This window comes from Guptibacillus sedimenti (genome assembly GCF_028610665.1).
In the GTDB taxonomy this organism is placed as follows: domain Bacteria; phylum Bacillota; class Bacilli; order Bacillales; family Guptibacillaceae; genus Guptibacillus; species Guptibacillus sedimenti.
Genome location: NZ_JAQQWV010000006.1, coordinates 38,086 through 61,410, shown reverse-complemented (window position 1 = coordinate 61,410; position 23,325 = coordinate 38,086). Strand labels below are relative to the sequence as shown.

The following is a 23,325-nucleotide window of genomic DNA, read 5'->3' as shown; positions in this document are numbered from 1 at the left end:
ATGAATTTCTCATTACTTTATCTTTTTTTACTTTGGTTGTCAATTGATCTTTCATACTTCGATCTGCAAGTTATAAAAAGCAGCCTGCGAAAAAGACAGACTGCGTGTCTATTACTTATGATTCAGTTCCTTCAAAACGACTGTTGAAAGAATCTCAATAAATTCATCCTGGGCATTCGGCATTTCCGGTCGATAATAGTTTGCGCCAATTACATCGGTCACAACTTTACATTCGTAGTCATTATCGAACAAGACTTCTAGATGATCCGCGACAAAACCAACTGGCGCATAAACGAACGAAGTAAAACCTTGCTTTTCGTGAAGATCTCTCGTTAAATCCTGTACGTCAGGACCAATCCATGGATCAGGGGTGTTTCCTTCACTTTGCCAACCGATTGCCACGTTTTTAACGCCAGATTCTTCAACGATGAGGTCGGCTGTTTCTTTCAATTGATCAGGGTAAGGGTCTCCATTTGCGATGATTTTCTCAGGTAAGCTATGGGCAGAAACAATTAGTACTGCTTTTTCACGCTCTTGGTCAGACATGTCGTCAAAGATAGCTTTAATTCGCTTTGCCCAATAGGTGATAAACTTCGGCTCATCATACCAGCTTTCTACTGAATGAATAACCGGGCCTCCGATTTTCTCCGCTTCTTGTTTAGCTCGTCCATTGTATGATTTGATGCTAAATGTGGAGAAATGAGGAGCGAGGACGATGCTAACCGCTTCTTCAATTCCATCATTGTGCATCTCTTGAACAGCATCTTCAACAAAAGGTTCAATATGCTTTAATCCGATATATAGCTTGAATTCAATTTCGTCTTGAACCTTATTAAGATGAGCTTCTAGCCCTTTCGCCTGGTCTTCTGTTATTTTCGCAAGTGGCGAAATACCACCAATGGCTTTGTAACGATCTTGGAGGTCTTTTAATTGTTCATCAGACGGCTTACGACCACGTCGTATATGTGTGTAATACCTTTCAATGTCCTCTTCTTTATACGGCGTTCCATACGCCATTACGAGTAATCCCATTGTTTTTTTAGCCATGAATGTGTTCCCCTCTCGTCCAATAATTAATTAAACAAACTATCTTTTTGTAATTATTATCATCTAGCTATCAGTATACCTTTTTTTCTCCCCTGAATCAAAGGAAACCGAACTTAAATTCGCAACGTTCTGTGTCATACTCATTGAACCAAATCTTTATGTAGATTGCCACTTCCGATGCGCTTCCTTCACTAGTATAGCGGACATCTTGCGTTCTGTCTTTCTCTTCTTCTACTTCAATCTCAAGCCTGCCCACCAACGATTGTTTTCATACTGCTGTGAAGTAGCGCGGTAGTGAAGCGGGGGTCAGAAGCGGGGGTCAGGTACGTACCTGACCCCCTACCGCCACTCATAAGAAAAAGCTGCGCACATTCGCGCAGCTCTTGTCCTTATTTCTCCATAGCACCATTATGTTTTGAAACCACTTCACGTAAATCTGTATCATCTGATTCATCTGTTTCAAATGCTAACAAATAGCGAAACTCTCGATCTGCCTTCCCAGAAGGATCTGCATTTTCTTCTTGTTTTCCTGTAGGCGTTTCGTTCGAGAAGAACAAATCGTTGTTCGCTCCAGCCGGTGTAGCTGTTCCTTGTCCTGGAATAGGTGCATCAATGTTAAGCTTTTTATCTTCTGGAATATGTTCAACTGACAATTGACTTACCGAATAAGTCTGCAAATCAGCTTTTGCACTTTCTGCATCGTTCTCTGTTGTAAAATAGGCTTGTAATGATTTACTCATGTCAATCCAACTCCTTTTTGATGATCTCACAAAAAGGGTTTCCCGATTCTCATCCGTTCTAATCATCGTGATGGCATTTAATGCTGCTTAGCGACGATCACCATTGAAACAAAAACGGTACTAATCAGCATAGCAGCTAACACACTCAGCACCGTTACTGCACTGATCTCTACAATGTTGAATTGAAGAAGAGAAAGAAACACCATGATATACCCAAGCACAGCAAAATAGGAATAAAACATCCCCTTCTCTCGAATCATGCGACTTCGCTCATCTTTCGCCTTAAATTGCGGCTGAAGGTAACTTAAGCAAAAACCCATAATGGACATTGATATCAGCATATAACTCGCAGGAATCGGTTCATTACCTGTCCCAATCCCAACGCTCAGTAGTAATAAAGCATTTAAAGCAAAAAAGACGCCAAAAACAACATAGGCTTTATTAATTCCCACACTTACTCCCCCTCTGAATCTAAATAAAAAATTTCTTCGACAATCGTTCCAAACAATTTTGCCATTTCGAGTGCTAGCGGTAAAGACGGATTGTATTTTCCTTTTTCTATTGAAATAATCGTTTGTCTTGATACGCCCAGGATTTCTGCCAGACGATCTTGTGAAAAGCCTTTTTCTCTTCTTTTTTCACGTAGTACATTTTTCAATTAAAAGGCCTCCTAACTTCTTCACCATCATTTTAACGTAAAGCACACTTTACGTAAAGCTAACTTTACAAAACATGATCTCCCACTAAACTACACATGCTAAAAAGGTCCAGACAAAATAAGGAGGTCGAAAATGAAACAAGATCCGAGCGAAGCCGTGCGCGCCAACAAAAAGATCAATGATTCCTTTTACAAAGGGAAAGGCCCAGTAAATGTTGACGAAAAAATCAATGAAGATTTCTATGGCGAGGAACCAACTCATCCTACTAGCTATCTCGGCAACAATACGCCCGCTATTGATGTAACAGGAAATAAAGATCAAAATCGATAAACACGAGAAACAGCCCCTTGCTAGGCTAGCATGAGGGCTGTTTCTTACTATTCATTAAAGATGTGAATGTTCTTTCGTAAATAAAGTGCTGATCCTAACAATAAGACTCCTGATAAACCAAAAACAAATGGCACATTAACAAGCTCAGCAAGAAAGCCATAAAACAAAGATCCAAGACCAAACGTGATTGAGATCAGAGCACTCTGTGCACTAAACACCTCAGGAAGAGACTCATTCGGACATCTTTTTTGAATCATCGTTATCATCGCTATGGATTTAATTTGTTCAACTACTCCAGAAAGTACAGTTAATAGAAGGGCTATTACCGGGACACTTAAAAGGCCAAAAATAAACGTGAGAATACTAATCGAAAAGCACGTCATTAGTAGCGTTTCCTTCATATACCGTTCAAACCAACGCGTATATCTCGATACTGCCATACCACCAGCAATCAAACCGATGAAAAAGCTTGCATTTAAATATCCCCACCATGCTTCTGATTTCATAAGCACTTCTTCCACAAAGATATAAAGAATCGCTGCAATCCAGACGACATTTGCGATAGCTTCAATAACGATCATCATATGAACAACACGTAGAACTGGATGCTTCCAAATGATTTTCCAACCGCTCATCATTTGAATTTTCGATTGCCGATCTTGATAACCTTTTACGACGATGAAACCCATCATGAGCGTAGAAATGACATACATCAAAAAAGTAATCCAAATCACAATAAAGCCAGACGTAGCCGCAACCATGATACCGCCAATCGCCCAACCTCCAAATTGAATCGATTGATCAACGACCGCTACGAAACTATTCGCTTTCGCAAGTTCATTTTCCGTAACGAGTTGAGGCAGCATGGCATTCCGAGCAGGCGCGGCCCACCCATCCAAAAATGCAATTAGAAAAGCAATCATTAATATGAACAGCACGGAAGGAGTGAAAATCCATAAAGACAGACCAAGCCATCCTAGCAACACCGTCTTTAAACTTTGTGAACCGACGAGCAATCCTTTTAACGACACACGGTTTAATACGAGCGGTGCAAATATGCCGCTCACAAAACGAGCCATTGTAATCGTGAACGGTAACAACGAAAGATAAAGTGCAGAACCCGTTGCCTGGTAAAGAACAGCAATAAGCGCCACAATATAGAGAACGTCCCCTATGTTGGCAAACCCCTGCCCAACCCATAGAAAACGAAATGAACGAAATCTCATCATAACTACCCCTTTTTATTTCTGTTTTTTCATAAAGTAAGGGTAGTCAGTTTACATTGGAACAATCACTCCATTTCTCCAAGTTATTCACAAAATTATGAAACCGTAATCAGTATGTATTATCACTATTTGTATAGGGGTTATGATGAAATTAATACGTAATTTTACACATTTCTTATTTCATTCTAACATATTCCAATTTTATTATTTTAAATTTTCTAAATTAATTAATTGTTTTTATAAAGTGTTTCAGGCAAACTTAAAGGTGTACCCGCACTTCGTTTAGGGAATGAAAGAGGTATACGTTCACAGATTCATTTAAAGTTTTCGTAAATTAGAATGTCCTAAGTTGAATGCAGTCTTGATGAATGCTATCGTAAATACTTGATAAAGCAAGGATTTCACTACTAAATCGACCATTGTGATGGAGGTAAAATCTATGAGAATTATTGTAGCAGGCGGAGATGGTTTCTGTGGTTGGCCAACCGCACTTTACTTATCAAAACAGGGCCATGATGTAACAATCGTTGATAACATGGTTCGACGAAAGTGGGATGACGAACTACGTTCCAATTCACTAACACCGATCTTACCGCTAGAAGAGCGTGTGCAACGATGGGAAGAAAAAACAGGCAAGCATATCTCCGTATATGATTGTGATCTAATGCACTATGATTTCTTAAAAGAGATTTTCAAACAAGTGCAGCCAGAAGCTTTTGTTCACTTTGCGGAACAACGCTCAGCTCCCTATTCAATGATTGATCGTGAACATGCCGTGTTTACCCAAACGAACAACGTTGTCGGTAACTTAAACGTTCTCTATGCGATTAAAGAAGTAACCCCTGATTGTCACCTGATTAAATTGGGCACAATGGGTGAATACGGCCAGCCTAACATAGATATTGAAGAAGGATACATAAAAATCGAACACAAAGGACGAGAAGATGTCCTTCCATTCCCGAAACAGCCGGGATCGTTCTACCATTTATCAAAAGTACATGATAGCCATAACATTCAGTTTGCCTGCAAAATTTGGGGCATTCGCGCTACAGACTTAAATCAAGGAATTGTTTATGGACTTCATACGGACGAAGATGAGCATGACGAAGGTCTAATCAACCGCCTTGATTATGACGGTGTATTCGGTACAGCTCTCAATCGCTTCATTATCCAGGCTGCGATCGGTCATAACTTAACCGTGTATGGATCAGGTAAGCAAACACGTGCGTTCTTAAACATTAAAGATACGATCCGCTGTGTTGAAATCGCAGCAGAAAACCCAGCTGACAAAGGGGAATTCCGCGTTTTCAATCAGTTTACAGAAGAATTTTCTGTTCTCGAGCTTGCAGAGAAAGTTCAGCGTGTTGCGGAAGCAAAAGGGCTTAAAGTGAGCATTGATCACCTTGAAAATCCTCGCGTGGAGAAAGAAGAGCACTACTATCATGCAGTGAACACGAGCTTAATTGATCTTGGGCTTGAGCCATCTCTCCTTACAGATGAGCACATTTCGAGAACACTTGATACAGCACTTAAATACAAAGATCGCGTCCTGAAAGAAAACGTTCTTCCGAATATTACGTGGAAGTAAAGGGATGCAAATTACTAATTGAGGTGTTCTTATGAAAATATCCATCGTAACCGAGACATTCCTACCTTCAACAGATGGTGTCGTGACAAGGCTTCGTGCATCGATTGATTATTTAATTGATCAAGGACACGAAATCCAGGTCATCGCGCCAGATTTAGGAGTGCGTAGCTATCGGAATATTCGCTTTGATGGAGTTCAGCCTCGTACATTCTTTCTCTATAAACATCGGAAATTTGGCATGCCGACTCGTACGATTAAAACTTATCTAGAAGAGTTTGATCCTGATCTCGTTCACGTCGTTAACCCCGCTTTCATGGGATATTCAGGTATTAAGTATGGTAAGAAACTTGGCGTCCCCCTTATCGCCTCTTACCATACTCACGTACCAAAATACGCCGATTACTACAATATGTCATGGTCGGAACCTCTCCTCTGGTGGCACTTCAGAAGAATGCACAATAAAGCGGATATTAACCTTTGTACATCACAAGCCATCTTAGAAGAGTTAACTGATCAAAATTTCTATAATATGCATTTATGGAAGCGTGGCGTAGATACCGAGCGATTCAATCCTGAACTGCGTGACAGCGACATGCGACGCCGGTTATCAAATGAGCATCCAGATAAAACTCTTCTTCTTTTTGTCGGAAGATTAGCGTTCGAAAAAGAAATAGATTCACTTGTACCGATGCTTGAGCAAAAGCCAGATGCTCATCTTGCGATTGTTGGAGATGGTCCTTATCGAAGTGAACTTGAAAAGAATTTTGGTCATCTAGAGAATGTGACCTTCACTGGTTTTCTACACGGAGAAGAGCTTGCCAGGGCTTATGCTTCTGCAGACGCCTTTATGTTTCCTTCAACAACGGAAACATTAGGCCTTGTTATTCTTGAAGCGATGGCAAGCGGTCTTCCCGTCATAGCCGCAGAATCAGGTCCAACGAACGAACAAGTTGAAGATGGTTCAACTGGTCTTCTCTACCGTTCAGGTACTAACGGTAATCTGACTGAAGTCATTAATCGCCTTCAAGAGCCAGGACTACTAAAAAAAATGTCGAAAGAAGCGTACGAGCATTCTAGAGATTATGGATGGCGTGGGCCAGCCCAGCAGCTACTTGATTTCTATGAGTCTGCTATTGAACAGAAACAAGAAAAGCAGCAACAAGCGATCCAATAGAAATGATAGAAGGTTGAGTCTATGAAGCAGTGGCGAATTGGAAGGGGTTCAAAGCAGGTAATGAGCTTTAGTGCAATCGGTGTAATGAATGCACTTGTTGACATCGGTGCTTTAAACCTGCTCATGCTGTTCTTTCCTACAGATGATCGAATCCAACTTATTATGTATAACACAATTTCATATGTGCTTGCGATCACCAATAGCTATTTTTGGAATGCGAAGCTGACGTTTCCCTCCAAAGCAATTCATGATCGAAAACAAGTGCTTCTGTTTCTCCTCCAGGCTGTGATCGCTCTTGGGATTAGTAACCTGGTCTTTTATGGGGCGCTTCTCATTTTTGAATGGATTTCACTTCCTCGTTACATTGAACGCAACATTTCAAAGGGACTCGCTATGCTGCTCTCATCTGCTTCAAGCTTCTTTATGATGAAACATCTCGTGTTTCCGCGTACGAAGCCAAAGCAGGAGAGTCAATGAGATACACAAAAAAACCGCAGGAAACTCCTGCGGTTTTTATTATGCTTCCTTATGCTCGATTTTACCAAGAGCAATAGCTGCCCCTAATCCAAGGAGTAACGTTGCTATACTTGCAATGGCAAGTCCTACATTAGACTGAAATCCTGGGTATAAGACGACAACGGATCCGATGACTAATCCAATCATAACCGCATAAGTGGAGACGGTATATTTAGAAAGTAAATGAGCAATTACCTTCCCCGTTAAGCTCAATCCAATAATGATTCCAGCGCCCACTGTTAACAGAAGAGGAATATTAAACGAAGAAAGACCATGTATAACGGTTTGATACGATCCTAATAATAAAAGAACAAAAGAGCCGCTTACTCCAGGGAGAATCATCGCTGTACTAGCTAACCATCCTGAGAAAAACAGAATGATATAATCGACCATGTCTAATGATTTCATTATCTCTCCTGAACCATCGCCTTTTAGAAACAGCGTAGAAGCAATTAGAATTGCCGCTACAATTAACAATCCATAATGGAAAGGCTCGAAATTTTTCTTGTAATCCACTTTTCTTAATAGAAATGGCACTACCCCTATGATTAGTCCAATAAAGAAAAAGAACGTTGGCTGAGGATAATGTTCAAGAAGCTTTTCCATAAGCTGGCTTACGAGCAGTAACGCAAGTCCTACTCCTAGTAAAAGGGGAATAAAAAAGCCGAGTTCTTTTTTCCAATTCTTACTCATTAACCCATTGATCCCACTAATTAACCTACGATAAATGCCAAGCACCATCGCGATCGTTCCACCACTAACACCAGGGATCAGGTCACTAACACCCATTAATAAACCTCGATAAATATTTCGCCACACAAACATGTTCACGTTTCTCCTTTTGCTATCTGTCTAGTACCTACTTTACCCATATCTCGCCTTTTGTTAACCGAACGTTTTTCTGTTTCGTAAAAAATGTCCGCTATCATTTACTATGCCACATCTCCTTTCGAAAAGGGTGAATCAATTTTGTGACATTTCCTAATTAAAGCCTGGCAGTTGAAAAAGACGATTGGTTTGCAGTAAAGTGATAGAAGTGATTTACACACACTGGAGGAATTAGATGAGTGATCGAAATAAAGGAATTATCCTATTACTAATATCATCTTTTGGTTTTGCGATGATGGCTGCTTTAGTAAAGCTATCAGGTGACGTTCCAACGATTCAAAAAACAATGTTTCGAAATGGTGTCTCTGCCATCATTTCATTTGGTTTTGTAATGTACTACAAAGAAAGGCTATTCGGTAAAAAAGAAAACCAGAAGTTCCTTTTACTTCGCTCCGCTCTTGGAACGCTAGGGATCATCTTCTATTTTTACGCGATTGATAATCTCGTTCTATCTGATGCCGACATGCTCAATAAGCTAAGTCCATTCTTATTGATTATCTTCTCTGCTCTTTTCTTAAAAGAAAAAGCAAGACGTTTTCAGATCATTGCCATTATCATTGCTTTCATCGGAACGTTATTGATTATCAAGCCGCAATTCTCGCTCGAAACGATCCCGTATATTTCTGGACTACTTTCTGCTATTTTCGCTGCCGGCGCCTATACAGTTCTAAGGGTGCTTGGACAACGCGAGAAATTCTATACGGTTGTCTTCTATTTCTCATTTTTCTCAACCGTTGTTTTGTTACCATTCGTGATTATGTTCTATGAACCAATGGAAACGAAGCAGCTGATCTATCTTCTACTAGCAGGCGTGTTCGCTACGCTTGGCCAATTTGGCCTTACCGTTGCCTATAAGTTTGCGCCAGCTCGCGAGATTTCGATTTTCTTCTACTCAACAGTCGTTTACTCTGCTTTAATCAGTATCGTTCTATTCGGACAAATTCCTGATACATGGAGTATTATTGGCTATATCATTATTTTCTCAGCCTCATTTTATATGTTTCTACGTAACAACCATGAGGCAAAAAAGCTTAAAAAGAGAGAACTGCAAACATCTCATTAATTAAGTCAATAAAAAGAGCGCTAAACGTCTCCATGTGTTTAGCGCTCTTTTTGCACTTCTTCACCTATTAAAGTAAACGCATTTTGTCAGTTTCACGATCTACTAGTGGGAAACTCGTATAAGATTGGAGCTGATGATGCTTATATACGAATTTGTGTTCAAGATAGAAAGCCTCTTCCTACTATATGATATTTTCCAATTTATATGGATGAAACCTCCAATTTATTGTTACAATGAGCAAGTCGTCATTCCAGCGACAATGTGTTCTCATCAATTAGCTATTTTATATTATGGAGGAAAATGAATATGCCTACGATCAACCAAGTCATTGAAAAATACAACGAAGTCGAAAAACTATCAGATGCACCCCTCACAATCATATCTGACGTATTGTGGATCATTGTTGGGTTAATATTCATGGTTCATCTTATACAAAATCGAAAATCTCTATCGCGTTTAAATGCTATCTATCAAGGAGCCTCACTTGCCCTTATTTTGATCATCATAGGCTACTTATCTTTTACCATCAACAGCTATGATTTTTCAGCAGATAAAGCTCATTGGAAAGAAAACACCCTTTCCCCTTATCTGAATTCCCTCGAAGAGCATAACGAAAAGGTAGAAGACTTTTCACAGCTTTTGCAAACACCTGAGGAAAAAGAAGGCATTGAATCTCACTATGTAAGCGATGATCATCATTCTATTTGGATAAAGCTAGATACGATTACAGATACAGGCGAAAAACAGCAAAAAATCGTCGAATCAACGATTGTGAAAGAACCAATTCAACAGCCCTACCTTACCTACAAAATGATCGAAAAACCGATTTCAGAACGTTATTCTGATCAGTTCTATTATGAAACAACGCTTCACATTCCAGAAGAATATATGATATTGACCGATTAACTCTTTCGAAAGCATACGCTCCAGTTTTGGAGGTTTGCTTTTTTTGGTTGCGATAGATCACCCTTTCCTATTGCGATACGTTACCCAGTCCCCATCTGGGATTTCCATAAATCGCTTCTCAGGCTTCCTCATCATATACGTAATCGCCTCATAACTTCCCCGATTACTTTCAATTATCTGCATCACTTGCTCATACAAATTGTAATCTCGCCCTTCCTGATAACCTTCAAGTAGATTGATTTTCTCTAGTAACTGATCATCCACTTCATAGACTTCTCCATATACAGTAGCATCCTCGTTCTGTATTAAAGCAGGATAACCATCCCTTGTGTCATACAGTTGTCCATTTGTCCAGCTGAAACTTTCTATTAAAGTCGCCTCTTTTATAACCGCATGATTGCTTTCGCCTGATCGTAAGGTTCCATAGCAAAAGACGAGGTACATCATTCTCACTCCTTTTATTTATAACAAAAAGCCCGCAAATCAGCGGGCTCTCTAGTATGTTTTATTAAAAAATTCGCTTTAATGCCTTTTTCAACGGCGGCATATCAATTTCCTGTTCTTCGAATGCTTTTTTCAGCATGTATTTTGAATAACTTGCTGCTTGTTCGTAAGTAATTTTACCAGGAAGTGGCGGCTGCTCTTCAATGACCACGTCGACAATCACTGGTTTTGTTGACTTTGCAGCTCGCTCAAAGGCTGGTAACAATTCTTCATATTTCTCAACGCGGTAACCTTCCCCACCTGCTGTTTCAGCAAACGCAGCAAAGTTAAAGTCTTTTAATTCTGTTTCATAGTCGATATTGCCAATTTCCTGCTGCTCATATTTAATCATACCTAGACGTTCATTGTTTAACACAACGACAATCATCGGTAGTTTATATTTGACAGCTGTTAAGAAATCTTGCATCACCATTGTAAATCCGCCGTCCCCACAAATCGCAACGGCCTGACGATCTGGATGAGCAAGTTTACCAGCAATCGCTCCTGGTAGTCCGCACCCCATTGTTGCCATCCATGAGGAAATAATGAATTTCTGATTAGTGACGCGCAGATGTCTTGATGCCCACACGGTCACGTTTCCAACATCTACTGAAAGCACTGCATCATCATCCAATACTTTCTGTAGCTGTGGCATCACTTGTTGGGGCTTAATCGGTGTAGACTGCTCACCTTCAATTTTTTCAAGATGTGACCACCAGTTTTTCATATTATCCTGGCATTTTTCAATAAAATCACGGTCATCCTGGTAGTTCGTATGCTGTGTTAAATACGATAACGTCCATTTCGCATCACCAATTAATCCGACTGTAACAGGATAGCGTTTCCCGATTTGCGTTGGATCAATGTCAATCTGAATGGCTTTTGCTTTATCTGGTAAATAGTCACGATACGGAAATGATGTACCAACCATAATAAGTAAATCGGTTTCCTCCATCGCTTCATATGCAGGCTTCGTACCGATCTGGCCAAGTTGCCCCAGGTTATAAGGATGAACATCAGGAATAGCACCTTTACCAGGCAAACTTAAGATAACAGGAGCCCCTGCTTTTTCAGCAAAACCTAGCAGTTCTTCTCTTGCATGCTTCGAACCTTTCCCAGCTAAAATGACCGGTCTTTTTGCTTCATTTAAAAGAGCAACAGCTTCATTTAAATTGGAGTCATGAGGATGAACGACAGCTTTTGAACGAATGAGAGACGTATTCTCTACTTTTTGTTTCACCTTTTCAGCAGCAAGATCATCTGGGATTGTAAGAATGGCTACACCTTTTTTCTCAACTGCTGTTCGTATCGCTTGATGCGTAAGGTCAGGTAGTGATGCTGCTGTTTCTACCCGTCTATTAAACACCGATACATCATCAAACATGCGTTCAAGGTTAATTTCCTGGAATTGATCCATTCCAAGCTGATCGCTTGCAACCTGTCCAGCAATCACAAGTACAGGAGCACCGTCAGCTTTTGCATCATAAAGACCATTCATCAAATGAACAGCTCCAGGTCCTGCAATGGAAAGACAGACACCAATTTTACCAGTTATTTTCGCATACGACGCTGCTGCAAGTGCACCTACCTCTTCATGACGCACCTGAATGAACTTCATACGATCTTGAGCATTACGTAAATTCTCTACAAAATGGTTAATGGAATCTCCCGGCAAACCATACACATGGTCTACTCCCCATTCAGAAAGTGTATTTAATAGTATCTCACCAGCATTTTTTTCAAACATCATGACTCCTCCTCCGTTTCCTTATCCATAATGGGAAAGTACCCCTCTATAGAATCGGTGAAACGTCAGCAGGAAAAAATAAAGCCTAGATTAGTTTATGCTATGCTCTTGGTCCACCCGCTACGTAAAGAACCTGTCCACTAACAAAGGACGAGTTTTCATCTGCAAAAAAGAGGGCAGCATTCGCAATATCTTCAGGCCTTCCCGTTCTAGCTACCGGAATCTGCTTTTTGTTATATTCAATAAACTGGTCAAACTCAACCCCGAGGCGCTCGGCCGTTGCTTTTGTCATATCACTTTCAATGAACCCTGGTGCAATTGCATTAGCCGTAATGCCATATTTACCGAGCTCAAGTGAGAGCGTTTTGGTTAACCCCTGAATACCTGCCTTAGCGGCTGCATAATTTGTTTGACCACGATTTCCGAGCGCCGACGTTGAGGAAAGACTAATAATCCGCCCATATCCTTGATCGACCATATATTTTTGGGCAGCTCTGGATGCATAGAAACTTCCAGTAAGGTGCACCTGCATGACCGTCATCCAGTCTTCATCGGTCATCTTAAATAATAAATTATCGCGAATAACTCCGGCGTTATTTACAAGAATATCAATTGAGCCATAAGCTTCCGCCGCTTCTTTCATGCTAGATTCTACCTGGTCCCGCTCCGTAACGTCGACAATGCCTGTCATGACTGAATAACCTTTCTCTTCTAAATCCTTACCCGTTATGGATAACGCTTCTTCATTTACATCGGCAAGGTAAACCTTTGCCCCTTCACTTGCAAATGTTTCTGCAATACTTGCCCCAATCCCCCTACTTCCACCAGTTATGTAAGCAACTCTTCCTTCAAGTCTTTTCACCAATCACCACTCCCGTAAGCGTTTTCTTTTTAATCTAATTAGACTATAATAATATTACAATTTTCTGTCAACTATTGTCATTCTGTTTAAAACAGTGCGAATAAGTGAAAAGGGTATAAAGAATGAAATTAATATTGGAGGCTATCGTGATGAAACATCTTGTATTTTATGATGCTGAATGCCCATTTTGTTTTTATGTAAAGAAATCACTTCGCAAACTTGACTGGTTTAACAAAATTGAATGGATACCGGTTCAGGAAATTGAAAAACACCCAGAAGACTATCCTTATATGCAGTTTCGACACAAACGAATGTATGATGAAATTCATATGTTAACAACTTCCGGGAACCTTCACGCTGGCTTTTATACTGTGAGACGATTGTTAATGGCCCTTCCTGTAACCGTACCCCTCTCACTATTTCTATATTTGCCTTTCGTTGATAAGCTTGGTTCACCACTCTATATATGGTTTTCAAAAAATCGCTATGATTGGTTTGGTCGTTATTCAGAGCCTCGTTTTGAATAACCTTGCTGCTAGCAAGGTTATTCTATTTGATAGTATGAAAAGAGGCTACGTTTGAAAGGATGCATGGCAGATGGAGGAAAAATGGCTTACGTGGGCAAAACAAATTCAATCGATTGCTCAAGCAGGATTAACCTATACACAGGATAACTATGATTACGAACGCTATATTGAACTTCGACAGCTTAGTACTGAAATGATGGAAACTTACACCGACTACGATATGAAAACCATTCAGCAACTCTTCGCAAATGAAACGGGCTATCAGACGCCTAAAGTAGACGTGAGAGCAGTCGTTTTTCGTGAAGGAAAACTGCTGTTTGTAAAGGAAAAAGCAGATGGCAAGTGGTCTCTTCCCGGCGGATGGGGTGACGTTGGCTTCACACCAGGAGAAGTAGCGGTGAAAGAAGTTCAGGAAGAGTCAGGCTATGTAGTAAAAGCTAGAAGGCTTCTTGCTGTGCTGGATCACAAAAAACACCCTCACCCGCCATCGCCTTACCATATATATAAGGTGATGATTGAATGTGAGCTAATCGGTGGAAACGCAGCTAAAAGCATTGAAACTAGTGACTGTGGCTTTTTTGCTCAAAATGAACTTCCTCCTTTATCAACAGGGAGGATCACAGAATCACAAATCGAAATGCTTTTTGCGTTACATAACGATCCAGCGCTCGGTCCTGTTTTTGATTAACTTTACGATGTTTTCTCAAAAAGGCTCTGTTCAAGATGAACAGAGCCTTTTAAAATTCCTGGAATTCTAATTGTTAGCTGTTAAAACAACCTATCTACACACGTATCTAGCCAGGTTTTCGCCATTAGCTGATTGCCCGCCTCAGTCATATGCACGCCATCTGTCGTTAATGTCTTATTCCCTTTTTGGAGTGCTTCTAAAAAAGCAGTATGAGTTGGCACCAATACCGCATCGTATTTTTCAACTAACTGACGAACAATCTTTACATATGGGAAAAGCTTTTGATTGCCGATCGAATCAACTCTTTCTTCTATAATTGTTGGCTCCATTAAAATACATTTTGCTCCTAATGAGTTAACTTTCTCTACTAACCCATCATAGATTTTTTTAAAATCCTCTGGCGTCACCTGATCCATTTCAGGGTGATCAAGCTGTCTCCATACATCATTGATGCCAATTGAAATCGACACAACATTAGGTTGAAGCGCGAGAACATCTTGATTCCATCTTTCTTCAAGATCTGTAATGCGATCACCGCTCACCCCTTTATTTATCATTTCAACATCGTATTTTTTTATCATCCCATCTCGAATCATTCTCACATACCCGTTACCAAGTCCTTCTGAGTCCTGGTTTCTACCTGAATCTGTGATGCTATCGCCTACGAACAACCACTTTTGTTTCATTCTAAGAGCCCTCCAAGCTATCGGTCGTAATCGTCCATTTACTATCGATTGCACTATTTTGCTCATTTAGCCAATTAGTCGCATAGTTATTGATATCTCTTACATCAACATCCTCAACCTGGACCTCAATCGACTCCACACAGTCTCGTTGATTTGTTGTTATATATATCACGTCATGCTCTTCATTCATAAATCATGCTCTTCATTCATAAATCGGGCATATATTTGACGATTTTTCCAAAAGCCCACGATCATCGCAACATTTTCTTCTGACCAACCACCATATTGAGCTACAAATCCTTTACAATCACGCAATCCATGCCAGCGCTCTTGTCCAGACGAAAACGTTTCTCTCATCTCTTCCTTCACATGACAGATTATTTTTTTAATCAACATCGTGTTCAGCCTTTTCCATCGCATTGGGATGCCTGAAGCAATCTGTCGTATGATCATTCACGATACCAACTGCTTGTAGGAAACTATACATAATAACAGGACCAACAAACGTAAAACCACGCTTTTTCAAGTCTTTACTTATCTTCTTGCTTAGTTCGGTTTCAGCAGGAACCTCTTCGATGCTTTTCCAATTATTAAGGATTGGGGTGTTTTCTGTAAACGCCCATATGTACGATGAAAAACTTCCAAACTCCTCTTGAATATTGAGAAAGGCTTTCGCATTCTTTACCGTTCCACGCACTTTCAGCTTGTTACGAATGATCCCTTCATTCATGAGCAATTCTTGTATTTTATCCTCACCATAAGCGGCTACTTTCTGTACATTAAATTGATCAAATGCCTCTCGATAATTCTCTCTTCTTTTCAAGATCGTAATCCAGCTTAATCCTGCCTGCGCTCCTTCTAAAATTAGCATTTCAAAAAGTTTCTGATCATCACGAACAGGCACACCCCATTCGTGATCATGATAAGCTTTATAAATCTCTTCTTCGCTAACCCACGCGCATCGGTTTACCATTTTTCCACCTCCAGTTAATGAACCTCATCACTTTGAATACTTTTTCTTACGCAAGCCATACTAAGTGGCGATAACAAAAGGAGATGAGCGTTATGGCTAAAGTACTTTATATTACCGTAAATCCGAAACCAGTAAAAGAATCCTTTAGTTTAAGTATAGGGGAAGTTTTCCTTGAAGCCTACCAAGAAAAAAACTCGAATGATGATGTTCTAAAGCTAGATCTCTATAACATTGATCTCCCTTATATTGATACGGACGTTTTTAACGGTTGGGGCAAGCTCCAGCAGGGAAATGGTTTTGATCAGCTATCGGGCGACGAACAGTTAAAAGTGAGTAAAATTAACGACCTTACGGATCAATTTATCGCAGCAGATAAATATGTCTTTGTAACGCCTTTCTGGAATTTTAGCTTTCCGCCTAAATTAAAAGCCTATATTGATACCGTAGCCATTGCTGGAAAGACATTCAAGTATACAGATGAAGGCCCAGTCGGCTTATTAACGGACAAGAAAGCCTTACACATCCAAGCGCGAGGCGGCATCTATTCAGAAGGTCCAGCAAAAGAGATGGAATTTGGAGATCGGTATTTACATGCCGTCCTAGGATTCCTTGGTATCCCGTCTGTGGAATCTGTGATTGCAGAAGGAATGGCACAAATGCCTGAGAAAGCGGAAGAAATTAAGAAAAAAGCAATGGATGAAGCTCGTCAGGCTGCCGAAAAGTTTTAACCAAGCAAAAAAAAGCGCAGTTGCGCTTTTTTTACTCTTTTCTTATCGTATGATCCAGCGGAATCATCAAGCTGTAATCAAAGGGAAAACTCATCTCAGCCACTTCTTCATTTTGTTGAGATTCATCGCTCATCGTAAATTCCCCCGGAATGCCTTCAAGCGGAATATGCTTTGTATGATCAAACATATCATCGCCTCCTTCCATTTGTAGTATGGATGAAGAACGATTTAATTATGAGCTAATAGCTTTGACATATAATATTCATCAACAAACTCATCATCAATGACCAGTGAATGACGCTTCAAACCCTCTACTTCAAATCCAGCTTTTCGATAAAGAGCTAATCCGGCTTCATTTCGCGTCACCACATTGAGCTCGAGACGATGAATGCGTTGATCATTCGCCCATTTTTCTAGCTCAGTAAATAAAGCGGAACCAACGCCCTGCCCCTGATCCTTTTTTCGGATTCCAATCACCAGGTAAACCGAATGGTTGTTTCGCTTGGCCTGTCCACCAATCGCGATTAAGTAACCAATTAATTCACCAGAACGTTCAGCTACAAAAATTCTTGAATGACGGTCTCGCTCCATTTTTACAATGCGCTCCCGCTGTTCTTCTACCGTCGTCTTTCTTTCGCCACTTTCAAAAAGCATAAACGACGCATCCTGTTCAACTTCTCGCAACAGCTCTACAAACGCTGCCGCATCATCAGGACTTATTTGTCTAATGTACATATGCATTTCCTCATTTCTTGTAAAATCCATTCATCTTCTAAAGCTTATCATAAGAAAAACGTGTATGATCGCTCATACACGTTTTTGCTTACTGTTCTACTACTTGTCTCGTTTTCTTTTCGAGCTTTCTTACTTCTTTCATGAGCTCTTTATACCCTAATCGTGTTAACTCAAAGTCTTCGTTCACCATTTCATATTCGATTAGAATCGTGCGTTTCGCCTCTGGGATGTCGTTATAAATAAGACGAAGTTCTTCATTTAATTCCACAAAAGAACTTGATTCAACTGACTCTACACCTATCAATTCAGCAACTAATTTCATATCAGGTGTTTCCTTAATGAAAAGCCCCTTCTTATCAATGACAGCTTTCTGGATTTTATCTTTAAAGAGTAACACCTCTTGCACAATACGGTTACTTTCTGATTCCTTTTGCTGCATGCGATTTCGGTACGATTCTTTCTCTATTTCATCGAGATCTGCTTTTGATAACAGTTCTTCAAATAGCATCGTCTTATCACTATTGATCTGTTCAAGCTCACGTTCCTTTTCTGCTTCCTCGCTGGAATCTTCCTCCACCTCTGGCTGTTCAAGGGAAAACGAAAGCTGATTAGCCTCGTTAGATGAAGGAGCAGGCTGTTCTGCTTTTTCACCTTTTAGGACTCGATCAAAATCATGAATTTTTTTTATCACATATAACGATACGCCAACGCTAAGACAAGTGATAAATAGTCTGAACATAAACGGAGAGAAAGCTACAAGATATAATAATAAGATAAATCCAATAATGGAAAGGACGGTTAAAGCTTTTTCTTTCCCCGTTTTCGCTTGCATTGGCTGATCTAATGTCGCTAGAAATTTCTTCATGGATGTTAACATCCTTACCTTTCACCTCTCTAATCGATTGTCATTCTTTCATAAGAACGAACTTTACCCGGAGTGCTTACATTCCGGGTTCTATATTTATTCGGAACCAACCTTTATTATACGACGGTAACTAGTTTTCAGGTCTAACTTCTCATCATAAAAAATAAGCTTAAGGTGAACAGTTTGTCCATGAAAGGAGTTTTGGGTTATGACAGCGTTTATTTATCACTGTTTAGACTGGCTACTCCAGCTTGGTTATCTTGGAATAGCGCTAGCACTTATGGTCGAAATTATTCCAAGTGAGCTTGTGCTTGCGTATGGTGGGTATATGGTTTCTGAAGGAACCATTCACTTCATCGGTGCCGTTATAGCGGGAACGGTTGGTGGTACAATCGCACAACTTTTTTTATACTGGCTCGGGCGCTATGGTGGGCGGTCATTCTTAGAGCGCTACGGGAAGTTTCTATTCATTTCTCAAAAACACCTTACGCTCGCCGAAACCTGGTTTGAAAGGAATGGCGTCGGTGTTATTTTTACAGCCCGATTTATTCCCGTTGTTCGCCACGCAATCTCGATTCCTGCAGGTATTGCCAAAATGTCACTACTGCGATTCTCGATTTATACGATTTTAGCCATGATTCCCTGGTCTGTTCTATTTATTTATATGGGCTTGCAACTCGGTGAAAATTGGATACATATCCATTCTGTTGCAAGAACCTATACGCTTCCTGTCAGCATTGGTGCAGGATTCTTTCTCGTAAGCTACTGCTGCCTTCTCCTTTTGAAAAGGCGCCGCTAAGTGTTCACTTCTTAATCCGTCTGTACTCAACAAAGTCTTTTTTGTAAAAAGTACTGGGTATGTCCTTTAGGGTGATTTTCAACTTTCCCGCAAATTTCATATCCTTCTTTTAAGTAAAAACCTGGTGCCTGAAAACTAAAAGAATCAAGTAAAATCAGTCTGCAGCCCTTTTCTTCTGCTAGGCTTTCAATTTGTTGAAGTAGTTTCCTACCGTGGCCAAATCCTCTCATTTTCTCTTCCACCCATAAGAAATCGATATGAAGGTGTTGCCAGAACAGTGTACCAGAGATGCCGCCAATTACTTCACGCTTTTCTATTACATAGGCTACTTTTTCAAGAGGAGATTTCACACTTTCAGAAAGTCTTTCTCCGTTATATTCAATCACTTTATTTTGAATGAACTCTCTTGCTTTATCATTTCTTTGAATCAATTGTCCTCCTCCTTATCCAAGCGTTCTTCTCGTTAGCTTTACTGGTATTTCGCTATGTTTCTCATATTCTATCGAAACTTCAAAAGTCCCCTCTTCAAAGAACTTCGGAAATCTTTCCTGAAACCAATTTTGCATTGGAAGTTCGGTAGCAGCGCTTCTCTTTACCCAGTGTAATTTCCCTTCAGGAGGACTTTCATGAGGAGCGCCAGAGAAAGAATGGGCGACATAATTGAATACAATATAGCGGTAGTTCTCTTCTGGAATGATAAATTCATCAATCCCTTTAAAAATAAGATCGGTTGGATAAACAATGAAACCCGTTTCTTCATAAAGCTCTCTCACAGCGCCTTCAGTAAAACTTTCTGTAAGCTCGATCTTACCACCAGGTCCAATATAACCTGGAAACCCGGCTTCAGGAGGACGATCTAACAAAAGAACCTCATCTGTTTCTTCATTATGTAAAATAACCATGGATAATAATGTTGCATTGATTGTTGTCATTTTCTCCCCCTCTATGAAGGTTAAGTTTGTTCTATGATGACAGTATATACCATTCTCTTACATGAGCCTATGATCCTTTGAGGAATTTTTTTTGCAAAAGCGGGTAACATCATTAAGAGAAGGATGGAGTATGTGTAGTTAGTAAAGGAGGAAGAGCGCAAAATGAACGGAACAAAAAAGCGCAGCAGCACCCGGGGCAAGAATGCTCTGCGTTAGAAACAATTATTCTTCTTCAAGAATGGTTCGATACTGACTAAATAGTTCGAAAGGTTTTATCGTGCCTTCTTCTTTATTAGAAAGACCCGTATATGGTGTTTCCACACGAGACCATTCGACATCTTCTTCGATTCTTTTGATCAAGAGATCATATCCATCACCTTCTGAAGAACTTGTCACATGTCGATACTCACCGTTTTGCAGAGCGACATCAATCGCTTCGCGAAGCTGAAGCAATCCCTCTCGATTCGCTAACAAAAACGCCGGAGAATGCCATAGTTCCTGTCCATAGAGTTGCATATAAGGGAACTTTTCACATTTTCCTTTTTCATTTACGATCCGGTTTTCCATTCGGATAAGGCTGCTGTCTTGGTTGAATTCTTCCAAATAAATTTCCATTCCAGTGATGCCTTCAATCACAGAGTCCAGCGCAATAACAAATAAGGAATAGAGTTCACTTGCCTGAACAAACATCACTTCGTGGTTGGCAAAATAGTAAGAGGTAAGTATTGATTCCCCTTTTCGAAACGTGCTCTTGTACGTGTAATCTGTCAGTCTAGTATGCTCTTCTTGAACAATGTTGTGCTGAGCGAGAACATTTTGAAAGATGTCGCTAAAATACAGCGACTCTGAGAGGACAACTGCATTGTAAAGCTCTTTTTCTGACAAGTGTATCCCTCCTTAAGTGGATATTAAATTTAACGGACTAGGAAAAGGATGCTCCATGTCAATTTCGAACATGCAGAATAGTGAAAAATGTTACTTCCATCATAGGCTATTTCGCTAATGAGGTAAAGAACCTGACCTTACAGAAGAAGGAGTGATTTAATGTTAACCCGTACCCATTATAAAGAACGCCGTCCAACTGACCAGAGATTAATTAACTGGTCCGTTGAAAATACAAAAGAACATGACTATCAAGATTCTAACCTTGCGATCGTAGAATGTACCTGTACAAATAGCGATGGAGATGAGTTGCAGACGGTTAAAACGCTAGAAATGTCTCCAGAGCATGACTCATGGGAAGAGTGGATGGATGAACTAAAAAAAGATCGATTTGAAATCATTCAGTGCCCTAGCTGTAAAGTATGGACAATTGATGACAATTAGTTAGAAAGCGTCATTTTAAGCTAGTATAACCATCAAAAAGCCTCTCTCCTATTATTTTAAGAGAGAGGCTTTCCTGTTTTATTCAGCTAATGAATCGAGCTCAATCGAAATGAAGTCCATTAACCCTTTGATCATTGTTTCAGAAAAGTCAAAGTGGATCCCAGCTGCTGCATATACTTCAGTTAATGAAACAGAGCTTCCAAGTGATAAGGCACGGTTGTAATTCTCAAGTGTCTGCTCTGGATTTTCACGATACTGACGATACATCTGAATAGCGCCAAGTTGTGCGATCACATATTCAATATAATAGAAAGGCACTTCAAAGATATGGAGGATTAACTGCCAATTATTTTGAATCCATTCTTCTTGCCCTGTCCAATCGACATAGGAAGAATCATACGTGCGTGAGAGCTCCATGTATTTTTCACTTCGTTCTTTGCTCGTATGATTCGGATTCTCATACATCCAATGTTGGAACTGATCCACCACGATTCCATTTGGTAGAAAGAGAATCAAGCCTTCAAGCTGGTCTTTTTTAGCTCGAAGCAGTTCTTTTTCATCCGTATACATAAGATTCCAATAGTCCATTGTAAGAAGTTCCATTGTCATACTTGCAAGTTCAGCAGACTCCATCGGCGTCTCTTGATAGGCAGATAGCATTTGATTTCGCTTAAAATCATTATGAATGCAGTGACCCATCTCATGAAGAAGCGTTATGAAGTCATCCTGTGATTTTGTACTGTTCATAAAAATAAACGAAAGCTCCGAAACTGGTAAGTACTCACAAAAACCGCCTTGAGCCTTTCCTTTACGGCTTTCAAGATCAAGAGCTCCCTTCTCATTCATCTCGTTTAAAAGATAAGAGAAGCGTGGGGATAGCTGATCAAATATAGTAGATGTTTCTTTAATCAGCTCGTCGATTTTATTAAAAGGGCGAAGCGGCAACTTATCTTTTGGAACAGCTCTCGTATCCCACGGTTTATATGTCTCAATACCAAGCTCTTGCTGGTGCTTTTTCTGCAACTTTTCCTTTAAAGGCACAACATGCTTTCGCACAGCTTCTGCAAGAGCCTTACAATCTTCTGGTGTATAATCAAAACGCTCGTATTTCTTAAACATATAATCTCGGTAATTATCGAGATTTACATTTTCTGCTTTTTTCTGGCGAAGCTGAATCAGCTCATCCATAATTCCTTGTAAATCTTCCTTTTTTGTTAATAACGTTTGAAAGATTTCTTCCATTGCGCTTTTTCGAATGGAGCGATCTCCGTCTTGCATCATGAGAAACATTTCGCTTAACGTTTTCTCTTCACCGTTCCACTTAAACGAGAGAGAACCGGTATGTTCAAAATAACGGTTGACGATTCGATCTTCTTCAACTTCCAAATCAATATTTTCTTCATTGAAAAGCGCCATCGCGTTTTCTTTTCGAAGTAGAAATTGCTTGTAATAGTTCTGGTTTAACTCTAGTCTATGGGGTGAGCTCTGAAACTTCTTATCAAATTCACCTTCATAACGCTTCACCATCGGTTCAATGTATGCTTGATCATGCTCAATAGCTTTCTTCGCATCTTCACTATTGCTGTGACATTGAAAATCAATATAATGACCAGCAAGTCCTTCTGCGACGCCATCCATTAGTTCAGATATACGCAAGATCCACTTCTCTAATTCATCAGCAGAATGAAGTGGCTGATCGAGAAGAGATTTAAACTCCTCTTCAAGTTTAGATGGATGTGTAAAATTATACTTTTCAACGTAAAACGTACTCATCAGCTTCCCCCTTAAGATGCTTTATGTACCATTCCATAGTTTACCACAGAATTTTCAGACAGCC

At 40.1% G+C, this 23,325-nt stretch carries 31 protein-coding genes; 11 read left to right on the top strand and 20 right to left on the bottom strand.

Going from position 1 to position 23,325, the window contains the following annotated elements; all coding sequences use genetic code 11:
• Window positions 1-111: 111 nt before the first annotated feature.
• The 4 genes from hemH to PQ578_RS19280 all read right to left on the bottom strand — a co-directional run bounded on the left by hemH (window position 112) and on the right by PQ578_RS19280 (window position 2,445).
• Entirely contained in the window at window positions 112-1,047 is a 936-nt protein-coding gene (gene hemH / locus PQ578_RS19295; protein ID WP_273836147.1) for a ferrochelatase, read from the bottom strand.
• Between the two features lie 389 nt (window positions 1,048-1,436).
• Window positions 1,437-1,787: a hypothetical protein gene (locus PQ578_RS19290; protein WP_098442406.1), complete on the bottom strand. Its 351-nt coding sequence runs from the start codon at window positions 1,785-1,787 to the stop codon at window positions 1,437-1,439.
• Window positions 1,788-1,864: 77 nt separating this feature from the next.
• Window positions 1,865-2,239, bottom strand: coding sequence for a permease (locus PQ578_RS19285; protein WP_273836146.1), 375 nt, complete (start codon window positions 2,237-2,239; stop codon window positions 1,865-1,867).
• A gap of 2 nt (window positions 2,240-2,241) precedes the next feature.
• Window positions 2,242-2,445, bottom strand: a complete 204-nt coding sequence (locus PQ578_RS19280) for a helix-turn-helix transcriptional regulator (protein WP_159781344.1) — start codon at window positions 2,443-2,445, stop codon at window positions 2,242-2,244.
• Between the two features lie 133 nt (window positions 2,446-2,578).
• Here PQ578_RS19280 and PQ578_RS19275 point away from each other — a divergent pair, with 133 nt between their 5' ends.
• Window positions 2,579-2,776, top strand: coding sequence for a hypothetical protein (locus tag PQ578_RS19275; RefSeq protein WP_273836145.1), 198 nt, complete (start codon window positions 2,579-2,581; stop codon window positions 2,774-2,776).
• Window positions 2,777-2,823: 47 nt separating this feature from the next.
• On the opposite strand, the gene PQ578_RS19270 is transcribed toward PQ578_RS19275, so the two are convergent.
• Window positions 2,824-4,002, bottom strand: coding sequence for an MFS transporter (locus PQ578_RS19270; RefSeq protein WP_273836144.1), 1,179 nt, complete (start codon window positions 4,000-4,002; stop codon window positions 2,824-2,826).
• Window positions 4,003-4,441: 439 nt separating this feature from the next.
• On the opposite strand from PQ578_RS19270, the gene PQ578_RS19265 reads away from it, so the two are divergent.
• From PQ578_RS19265 to PQ578_RS19255, 3 genes are read left to right on the top strand one after another with little or no spacing between them, the layout of a single operon-like run.
• Window positions 4,442-5,590 (top strand): NAD-dependent epimerase/dehydratase family protein, encoded by a 1,149-nt coding sequence (locus PQ578_RS19265; protein WP_273836143.1) that lies wholly within the window; start codon window positions 4,442-4,444, stop codon window positions 5,588-5,590.
• A 31-nt stretch (window positions 5,591-5,621) separates the two neighbouring features.
• Entirely contained in the window at window positions 5,622-6,764 is a 1,143-nt protein-coding gene (locus PQ578_RS19260; protein WP_273836142.1) for a glycosyltransferase family 4 protein, read from the top strand.
• 21 nt (window positions 6,765-6,785) lie between these two features.
• The gene (locus tag PQ578_RS19255) at window positions 6,786-7,241 is read left to right on the top strand and encodes a GtrA family protein (protein WP_273836141.1); all 456 of its coding nucleotides are present in this window, start codon (window positions 6,786-6,788) and stop codon (window positions 7,239-7,241) included.
• A 39-nt stretch (window positions 7,242-7,280) separates the two neighbouring features.
• Here PQ578_RS19255 and PQ578_RS19250 read toward each other — a convergent pair whose 3' ends face one another.
• Complete coding sequence (locus PQ578_RS19250) at window positions 7,281-8,105, bottom strand: DUF368 domain-containing protein (RefSeq protein ID WP_273836140.1); 825 nt, start codon at window positions 8,103-8,105, stop codon at window positions 7,281-7,283.
• Window positions 8,106-8,343: 238 nt separating this feature from the next.
• On the opposite strand from PQ578_RS19250, the gene PQ578_RS19245 reads away from it, so the two are divergent.
• On the top strand, window positions 8,344-9,231 hold the full coding sequence (locus PQ578_RS19245; protein ID WP_273836139.1) for a DMT family transporter: 888 nt from the start codon (window positions 8,344-8,346) through the stop codon (window positions 9,229-9,231).
• A 306-nt stretch (window positions 9,232-9,537) separates the two neighbouring features.
• On the top strand, window positions 9,538-10,137 hold the full coding sequence (locus PQ578_RS19240) for a hypothetical protein (RefSeq protein WP_273836138.1): 600 nt from the start codon (window positions 9,538-9,540) through the stop codon (window positions 10,135-10,137).
• Between the two features lie 57 nt (window positions 10,138-10,194).
• Here the strand turns inward: PQ578_RS19240 and PQ578_RS19235 are convergent, their stop codons facing one another.
• From PQ578_RS19235 to fabG, 3 genes are all read right to left on the bottom strand, one after another.
• Window positions 10,195-10,581: a gamma-glutamylcyclotransferase family protein gene (locus PQ578_RS19235; RefSeq protein WP_273836136.1), complete on the bottom strand. Its 387-nt coding sequence runs from the start codon at window positions 10,579-10,581 to the stop codon at window positions 10,195-10,197.
• A gap of 64 nt (window positions 10,582-10,645) precedes the next feature.
• A complete protein-coding gene (locus PQ578_RS19230; RefSeq protein WP_273836135.1) occupies window positions 10,646-12,367 on the bottom strand; it encodes a pyruvate oxidase in 1,722 nt (573 codons plus the stop codon).
• Between the two features lie 100 nt (window positions 12,368-12,467).
• Window positions 12,468-13,232 carry a 3-oxoacyl-ACP reductase FabG gene (gene fabG, locus PQ578_RS19225; RefSeq protein WP_273836133.1) on the bottom strand — a complete coding sequence of 255 codons (765 nt, stop codon included), beginning with the start codon at window positions 13,230-13,232 and terminating at the stop codon, window positions 12,468-12,470.
• Between the two features lie 146 nt (window positions 13,233-13,378).
• On the opposite strand from fabG, the gene PQ578_RS19220 reads away from it, so the two are divergent.
• Together PQ578_RS19220 and PQ578_RS19215 are read left to right on the top strand one after the other, a co-directional pair.
• A complete protein-coding gene (locus PQ578_RS19220) occupies window positions 13,379-13,756 on the top strand; it encodes a thiol-disulfide oxidoreductase DCC family protein (RefSeq protein WP_098442392.1) in 378 nt (125 codons plus the stop codon).
• A 70-nt stretch (window positions 13,757-13,826) separates the two neighbouring features.
• A complete protein-coding gene (locus PQ578_RS19215) occupies window positions 13,827-14,444 on the top strand; it encodes an NUDIX hydrolase (protein WP_273836131.1) in 618 nt (205 codons plus the stop codon).
• A gap of 80 nt (window positions 14,445-14,524) precedes the next feature.
• On the opposite strand, the gene PQ578_RS19210 is transcribed toward PQ578_RS19215, so the two are convergent.
• The 4 genes from PQ578_RS19210 to PQ578_RS19195 are packed head-to-tail and all read right to left on the bottom strand — an operon-like array spanning window position 14,525 to window position 16,103.
• The gene (locus PQ578_RS19210; protein ID WP_273836130.1) at window positions 14,525-15,130 is read right to left on the bottom strand and encodes an SGNH/GDSL hydrolase family protein; all 606 of its coding nucleotides are present in this window, start codon (window positions 15,128-15,130) and stop codon (window positions 14,525-14,527) included.
• Window position 15,131: 1 nt separating this feature from the next.
• On the bottom strand, window positions 15,132-15,320 hold the full coding sequence (locus PQ578_RS19205; RefSeq protein ID WP_273836128.1) for a hypothetical protein: 189 nt from the start codon (window positions 15,318-15,320) through the stop codon (window positions 15,132-15,134).
• A complete protein-coding gene (locus tag PQ578_RS19200; RefSeq protein ID WP_273836127.1) occupies window positions 15,317-15,526 on the bottom strand; it encodes a DUF4937 domain-containing protein in 210 nt (69 codons plus the stop codon). The genes PQ578_RS19205 and PQ578_RS19200 overlap by 4 nt, the downstream gene beginning before the upstream one ends.
• Complete coding sequence (locus PQ578_RS19195; RefSeq protein WP_273836125.1) at window positions 15,516-16,103, bottom strand: DNA-3-methyladenine glycosylase I; 588 nt, start codon at window positions 16,101-16,103, stop codon at window positions 15,516-15,518. The genes PQ578_RS19200 and PQ578_RS19195 overlap by 11 nt, the downstream gene beginning before the upstream one ends.
• A gap of 92 nt (window positions 16,104-16,195) precedes the next feature.
• On the opposite strand from PQ578_RS19195, the gene PQ578_RS19190 reads away from it, so the two are divergent.
• A complete protein-coding gene (locus tag PQ578_RS19190; RefSeq protein ID WP_273836122.1) occupies window positions 16,196-16,831 on the top strand; it encodes an FMN-dependent NADH-azoreductase in 636 nt (211 codons plus the stop codon).
• A gap of 31 nt (window positions 16,832-16,862) precedes the next feature.
• Here the strand turns inward: PQ578_RS19190 and PQ578_RS19185 are convergent, their stop codons facing one another.
• The 3 genes from PQ578_RS19185 to PQ578_RS19175 form a co-directional block, all read right to left on the bottom strand.
• Window positions 16,863-17,018 carry a hypothetical protein gene (locus PQ578_RS19185; protein WP_224883135.1) on the bottom strand — a complete coding sequence of 52 codons (156 nt, stop codon included), beginning with the start codon at window positions 17,016-17,018 and terminating at the stop codon, window positions 16,863-16,865.
• Between the two features lie 41 nt (window positions 17,019-17,059).
• On the bottom strand, window positions 17,060-17,566 hold the full coding sequence (locus PQ578_RS19180; RefSeq protein ID WP_273836118.1) for a GNAT family N-acetyltransferase: 507 nt from the start codon (window positions 17,564-17,566) through the stop codon (window positions 17,060-17,062).
• An 88-nt stretch (window positions 17,567-17,654) separates the two neighbouring features.
• Complete coding sequence (locus PQ578_RS19175) at window positions 17,655-18,431, bottom strand: hypothetical protein (RefSeq protein WP_273836115.1); 777 nt, start codon at window positions 18,429-18,431, stop codon at window positions 17,655-17,657.
• Between the two features lie 208 nt (window positions 18,432-18,639).
• Here PQ578_RS19175 and uptA point away from each other — a divergent pair, with 208 nt between their 5' ends.
• A complete protein-coding gene (uptA, locus tag PQ578_RS19170; RefSeq protein ID WP_224883142.1) occupies window positions 18,640-19,230 on the top strand; it encodes an undecaprenyl phosphate transporter UptA in 591 nt (196 codons plus the stop codon).
• A gap of 26 nt (window positions 19,231-19,256) precedes the next feature.
• Here the strand turns inward: uptA and PQ578_RS19165 are convergent, their stop codons facing one another.
• The 3 genes from PQ578_RS19165 to PQ578_RS19155 all read right to left on the bottom strand — a co-directional run bounded on the left by PQ578_RS19165 (window position 19,257) and on the right by PQ578_RS19155 (window position 21,047).
• Window positions 19,257-19,661, bottom strand: coding sequence for a GNAT family N-acetyltransferase (locus tag PQ578_RS19165; RefSeq protein WP_273836111.1), 405 nt, complete (start codon window positions 19,659-19,661; stop codon window positions 19,257-19,259).
• A gap of 12 nt (window positions 19,662-19,673) precedes the next feature.
• Window positions 19,674-20,162, bottom strand: coding sequence for an 8-oxo-dGTP diphosphatase (locus PQ578_RS19160; RefSeq protein WP_273836109.1), 489 nt, complete (start codon window positions 20,160-20,162; stop codon window positions 19,674-19,676).
• A 222-nt stretch (window positions 20,163-20,384) separates the two neighbouring features.
• The gene (locus PQ578_RS19155; protein WP_273836107.1) at window positions 20,385-21,047 is read right to left on the bottom strand and encodes a hypothetical protein; all 663 of its coding nucleotides are present in this window, start codon (window positions 21,045-21,047) and stop codon (window positions 20,385-20,387) included.
• 159 nt (window positions 21,048-21,206) lie between these two features.
• Here PQ578_RS19155 and PQ578_RS19150 point away from each other — a divergent pair, with 159 nt between their 5' ends.
• Window positions 21,207-21,488 carry a hypothetical protein gene (locus PQ578_RS19150; protein WP_273836105.1) on the top strand — a complete coding sequence of 94 codons (282 nt, stop codon included), beginning with the start codon at window positions 21,207-21,209 and terminating at the stop codon, window positions 21,486-21,488.
• 78 nt (window positions 21,489-21,566) lie between these two features.
• On the opposite strand, the gene PQ578_RS19145 is transcribed toward PQ578_RS19150, so the two are convergent.
• Complete coding sequence (locus PQ578_RS19145; RefSeq protein ID WP_273836104.1) at window positions 21,567-23,261, bottom strand: M3 family oligoendopeptidase; 1,695 nt, start codon at window positions 23,259-23,261, stop codon at window positions 21,567-21,569.
• Between the last annotated feature and the right edge of the window lie 64 nt (window positions 23,262-23,325).

Excerpts from the sequence above, each read along its gene's own strand:
- hemH (WP_273836147.1), bottom strand. The coding sequence starts at position 1,047 with ATGGCTAAAAAAACAATGGGATTACTCGTAATGGCGTATGGAACGCCG.
- PQ578_RS19290 (WP_098442406.1), bottom strand. The coding sequence starts at position 1,787 with ATGAGTAAATCATTACAAGCCTATTTTACAACAGAGAACGATGCAGAA.
- PQ578_RS19275 (WP_273836145.1), top strand. The coding sequence starts at position 2,579 with ATGAAACAAGATCCGAGCGAAGCCGTGCGCGCCAACAAAAAGATCAAT.
- PQ578_RS19270 (WP_273836144.1), bottom strand. The coding sequence starts at position 4,002 with ATGAGATTTCGTTCATTTCGTTTTCTATGGGTTGGGCAGGGGTTTGCC.
- PQ578_RS19265 (WP_273836143.1), top strand. The coding sequence starts at position 4,442 with ATGAGAATTATTGTAGCAGGCGGAGATGGTTTCTGTGGTTGGCCAACC.
- PQ578_RS19260 (WP_273836142.1), top strand. The coding sequence starts at position 5,622 with ATGAAAATATCCATCGTAACCGAGACATTCCTACCTTCAACAGATGGT.
- PQ578_RS19255 (WP_273836141.1), top strand. The coding sequence starts at position 6,786 with ATGAAGCAGTGGCGAATTGGAAGGGGTTCAAAGCAGGTAATGAGCTTT.
- PQ578_RS19250 (WP_273836140.1), bottom strand. The coding sequence starts at position 8,105 with ATGTTTGTGTGGCGAAATATTTATCGAGGTTTATTAATGGGTGTTAGT.
- PQ578_RS19245 (WP_273836139.1), top strand. The coding sequence starts at position 8,344 with ATGAGTGATCGAAATAAAGGAATTATCCTATTACTAATATCATCTTTT.
- PQ578_RS19240 (WP_273836138.1), top strand. The coding sequence starts at position 9,538 with ATGCCTACGATCAACCAAGTCATTGAAAAATACAACGAAGTCGAAAAA.
- PQ578_RS19235 (WP_273836136.1), bottom strand. The coding sequence starts at position 10,581 with ATGTACCTCGTCTTTTGCTATGGAACCTTACGATCAGGCGAAAGCAAT.
- PQ578_RS19230 (WP_273836135.1), bottom strand. The coding sequence starts at position 12,367 with ATGTTTGAAAAAAATGCTGGTGAGATACTATTAAATACACTTTCTGAA.
- PQ578_RS19220 (WP_098442392.1), top strand. The coding sequence starts at position 13,379 with ATGAAACATCTTGTATTTTATGATGCTGAATGCCCATTTTGTTTTTAT.
- PQ578_RS19215 (WP_273836131.1), top strand. The coding sequence starts at position 13,827 with ATGGAGGAAAAATGGCTTACGTGGGCAAAACAAATTCAATCGATTGCT.
- PQ578_RS19210 (WP_273836130.1), bottom strand. The coding sequence starts at position 15,130 with ATGAAACAAAAGTGGTTGTTCGTAGGCGATAGCATCACAGATTCAGGT.
- PQ578_RS19205 (WP_273836128.1), bottom strand. The coding sequence starts at position 15,320 with ATGAATGAAGAGCATGACGTGATATATATAACAACAAATCAACGAGAC.
- PQ578_RS19200 (WP_273836127.1), bottom strand. The coding sequence starts at position 15,526 with ATGTTGATTAAAAAAATAATCTGTCATGTGAAGGAAGAGATGAGAGAA.
- PQ578_RS19195 (WP_273836125.1), bottom strand. The coding sequence starts at position 16,103 with ATGGTAAACCGATGCGCGTGGGTTAGCGAAGAAGAGATTTATAAAGCT.
- PQ578_RS19190 (WP_273836122.1), top strand. The coding sequence starts at position 16,196 with ATGGCTAAAGTACTTTATATTACCGTAAATCCGAAACCAGTAAAAGAA.
- PQ578_RS19185 (WP_224883135.1), bottom strand. The coding sequence starts at position 17,018 with ATGTTTGATCATACAAAGCATATTCCGCTTGAAGGCATTCCGGGGGAA.
- PQ578_RS19180 (WP_273836118.1), bottom strand. The coding sequence starts at position 17,566 with ATGTACATTAGACAAATAAGTCCTGATGATGCGGCAGCGTTTGTAGAG.
- PQ578_RS19175 (WP_273836115.1), bottom strand. The coding sequence starts at position 18,431 with ATGAAGAAATTTCTAGCGACATTAGATCAGCCAATGCAAGCGAAAACG.
- uptA (WP_224883142.1), top strand. The coding sequence starts at position 18,640 with ATGACAGCGTTTATTTATCACTGTTTAGACTGGCTACTCCAGCTTGGT.
- PQ578_RS19160 (WP_273836109.1), bottom strand. The coding sequence starts at position 20,162 with ATGACAACAATCAATGCAACATTATTATCCATGGTTATTTTACATAAT.
- PQ578_RS19150 (WP_273836105.1), top strand. The coding sequence starts at position 21,207 with ATGTTAACCCGTACCCATTATAAAGAACGCCGTCCAACTGACCAGAGA.
- PQ578_RS19145 (WP_273836104.1), bottom strand. The coding sequence starts at position 23,261 with ATGAGTACGTTTTACGTTGAAAAGTATAATTTTACACATCCATCTAAA.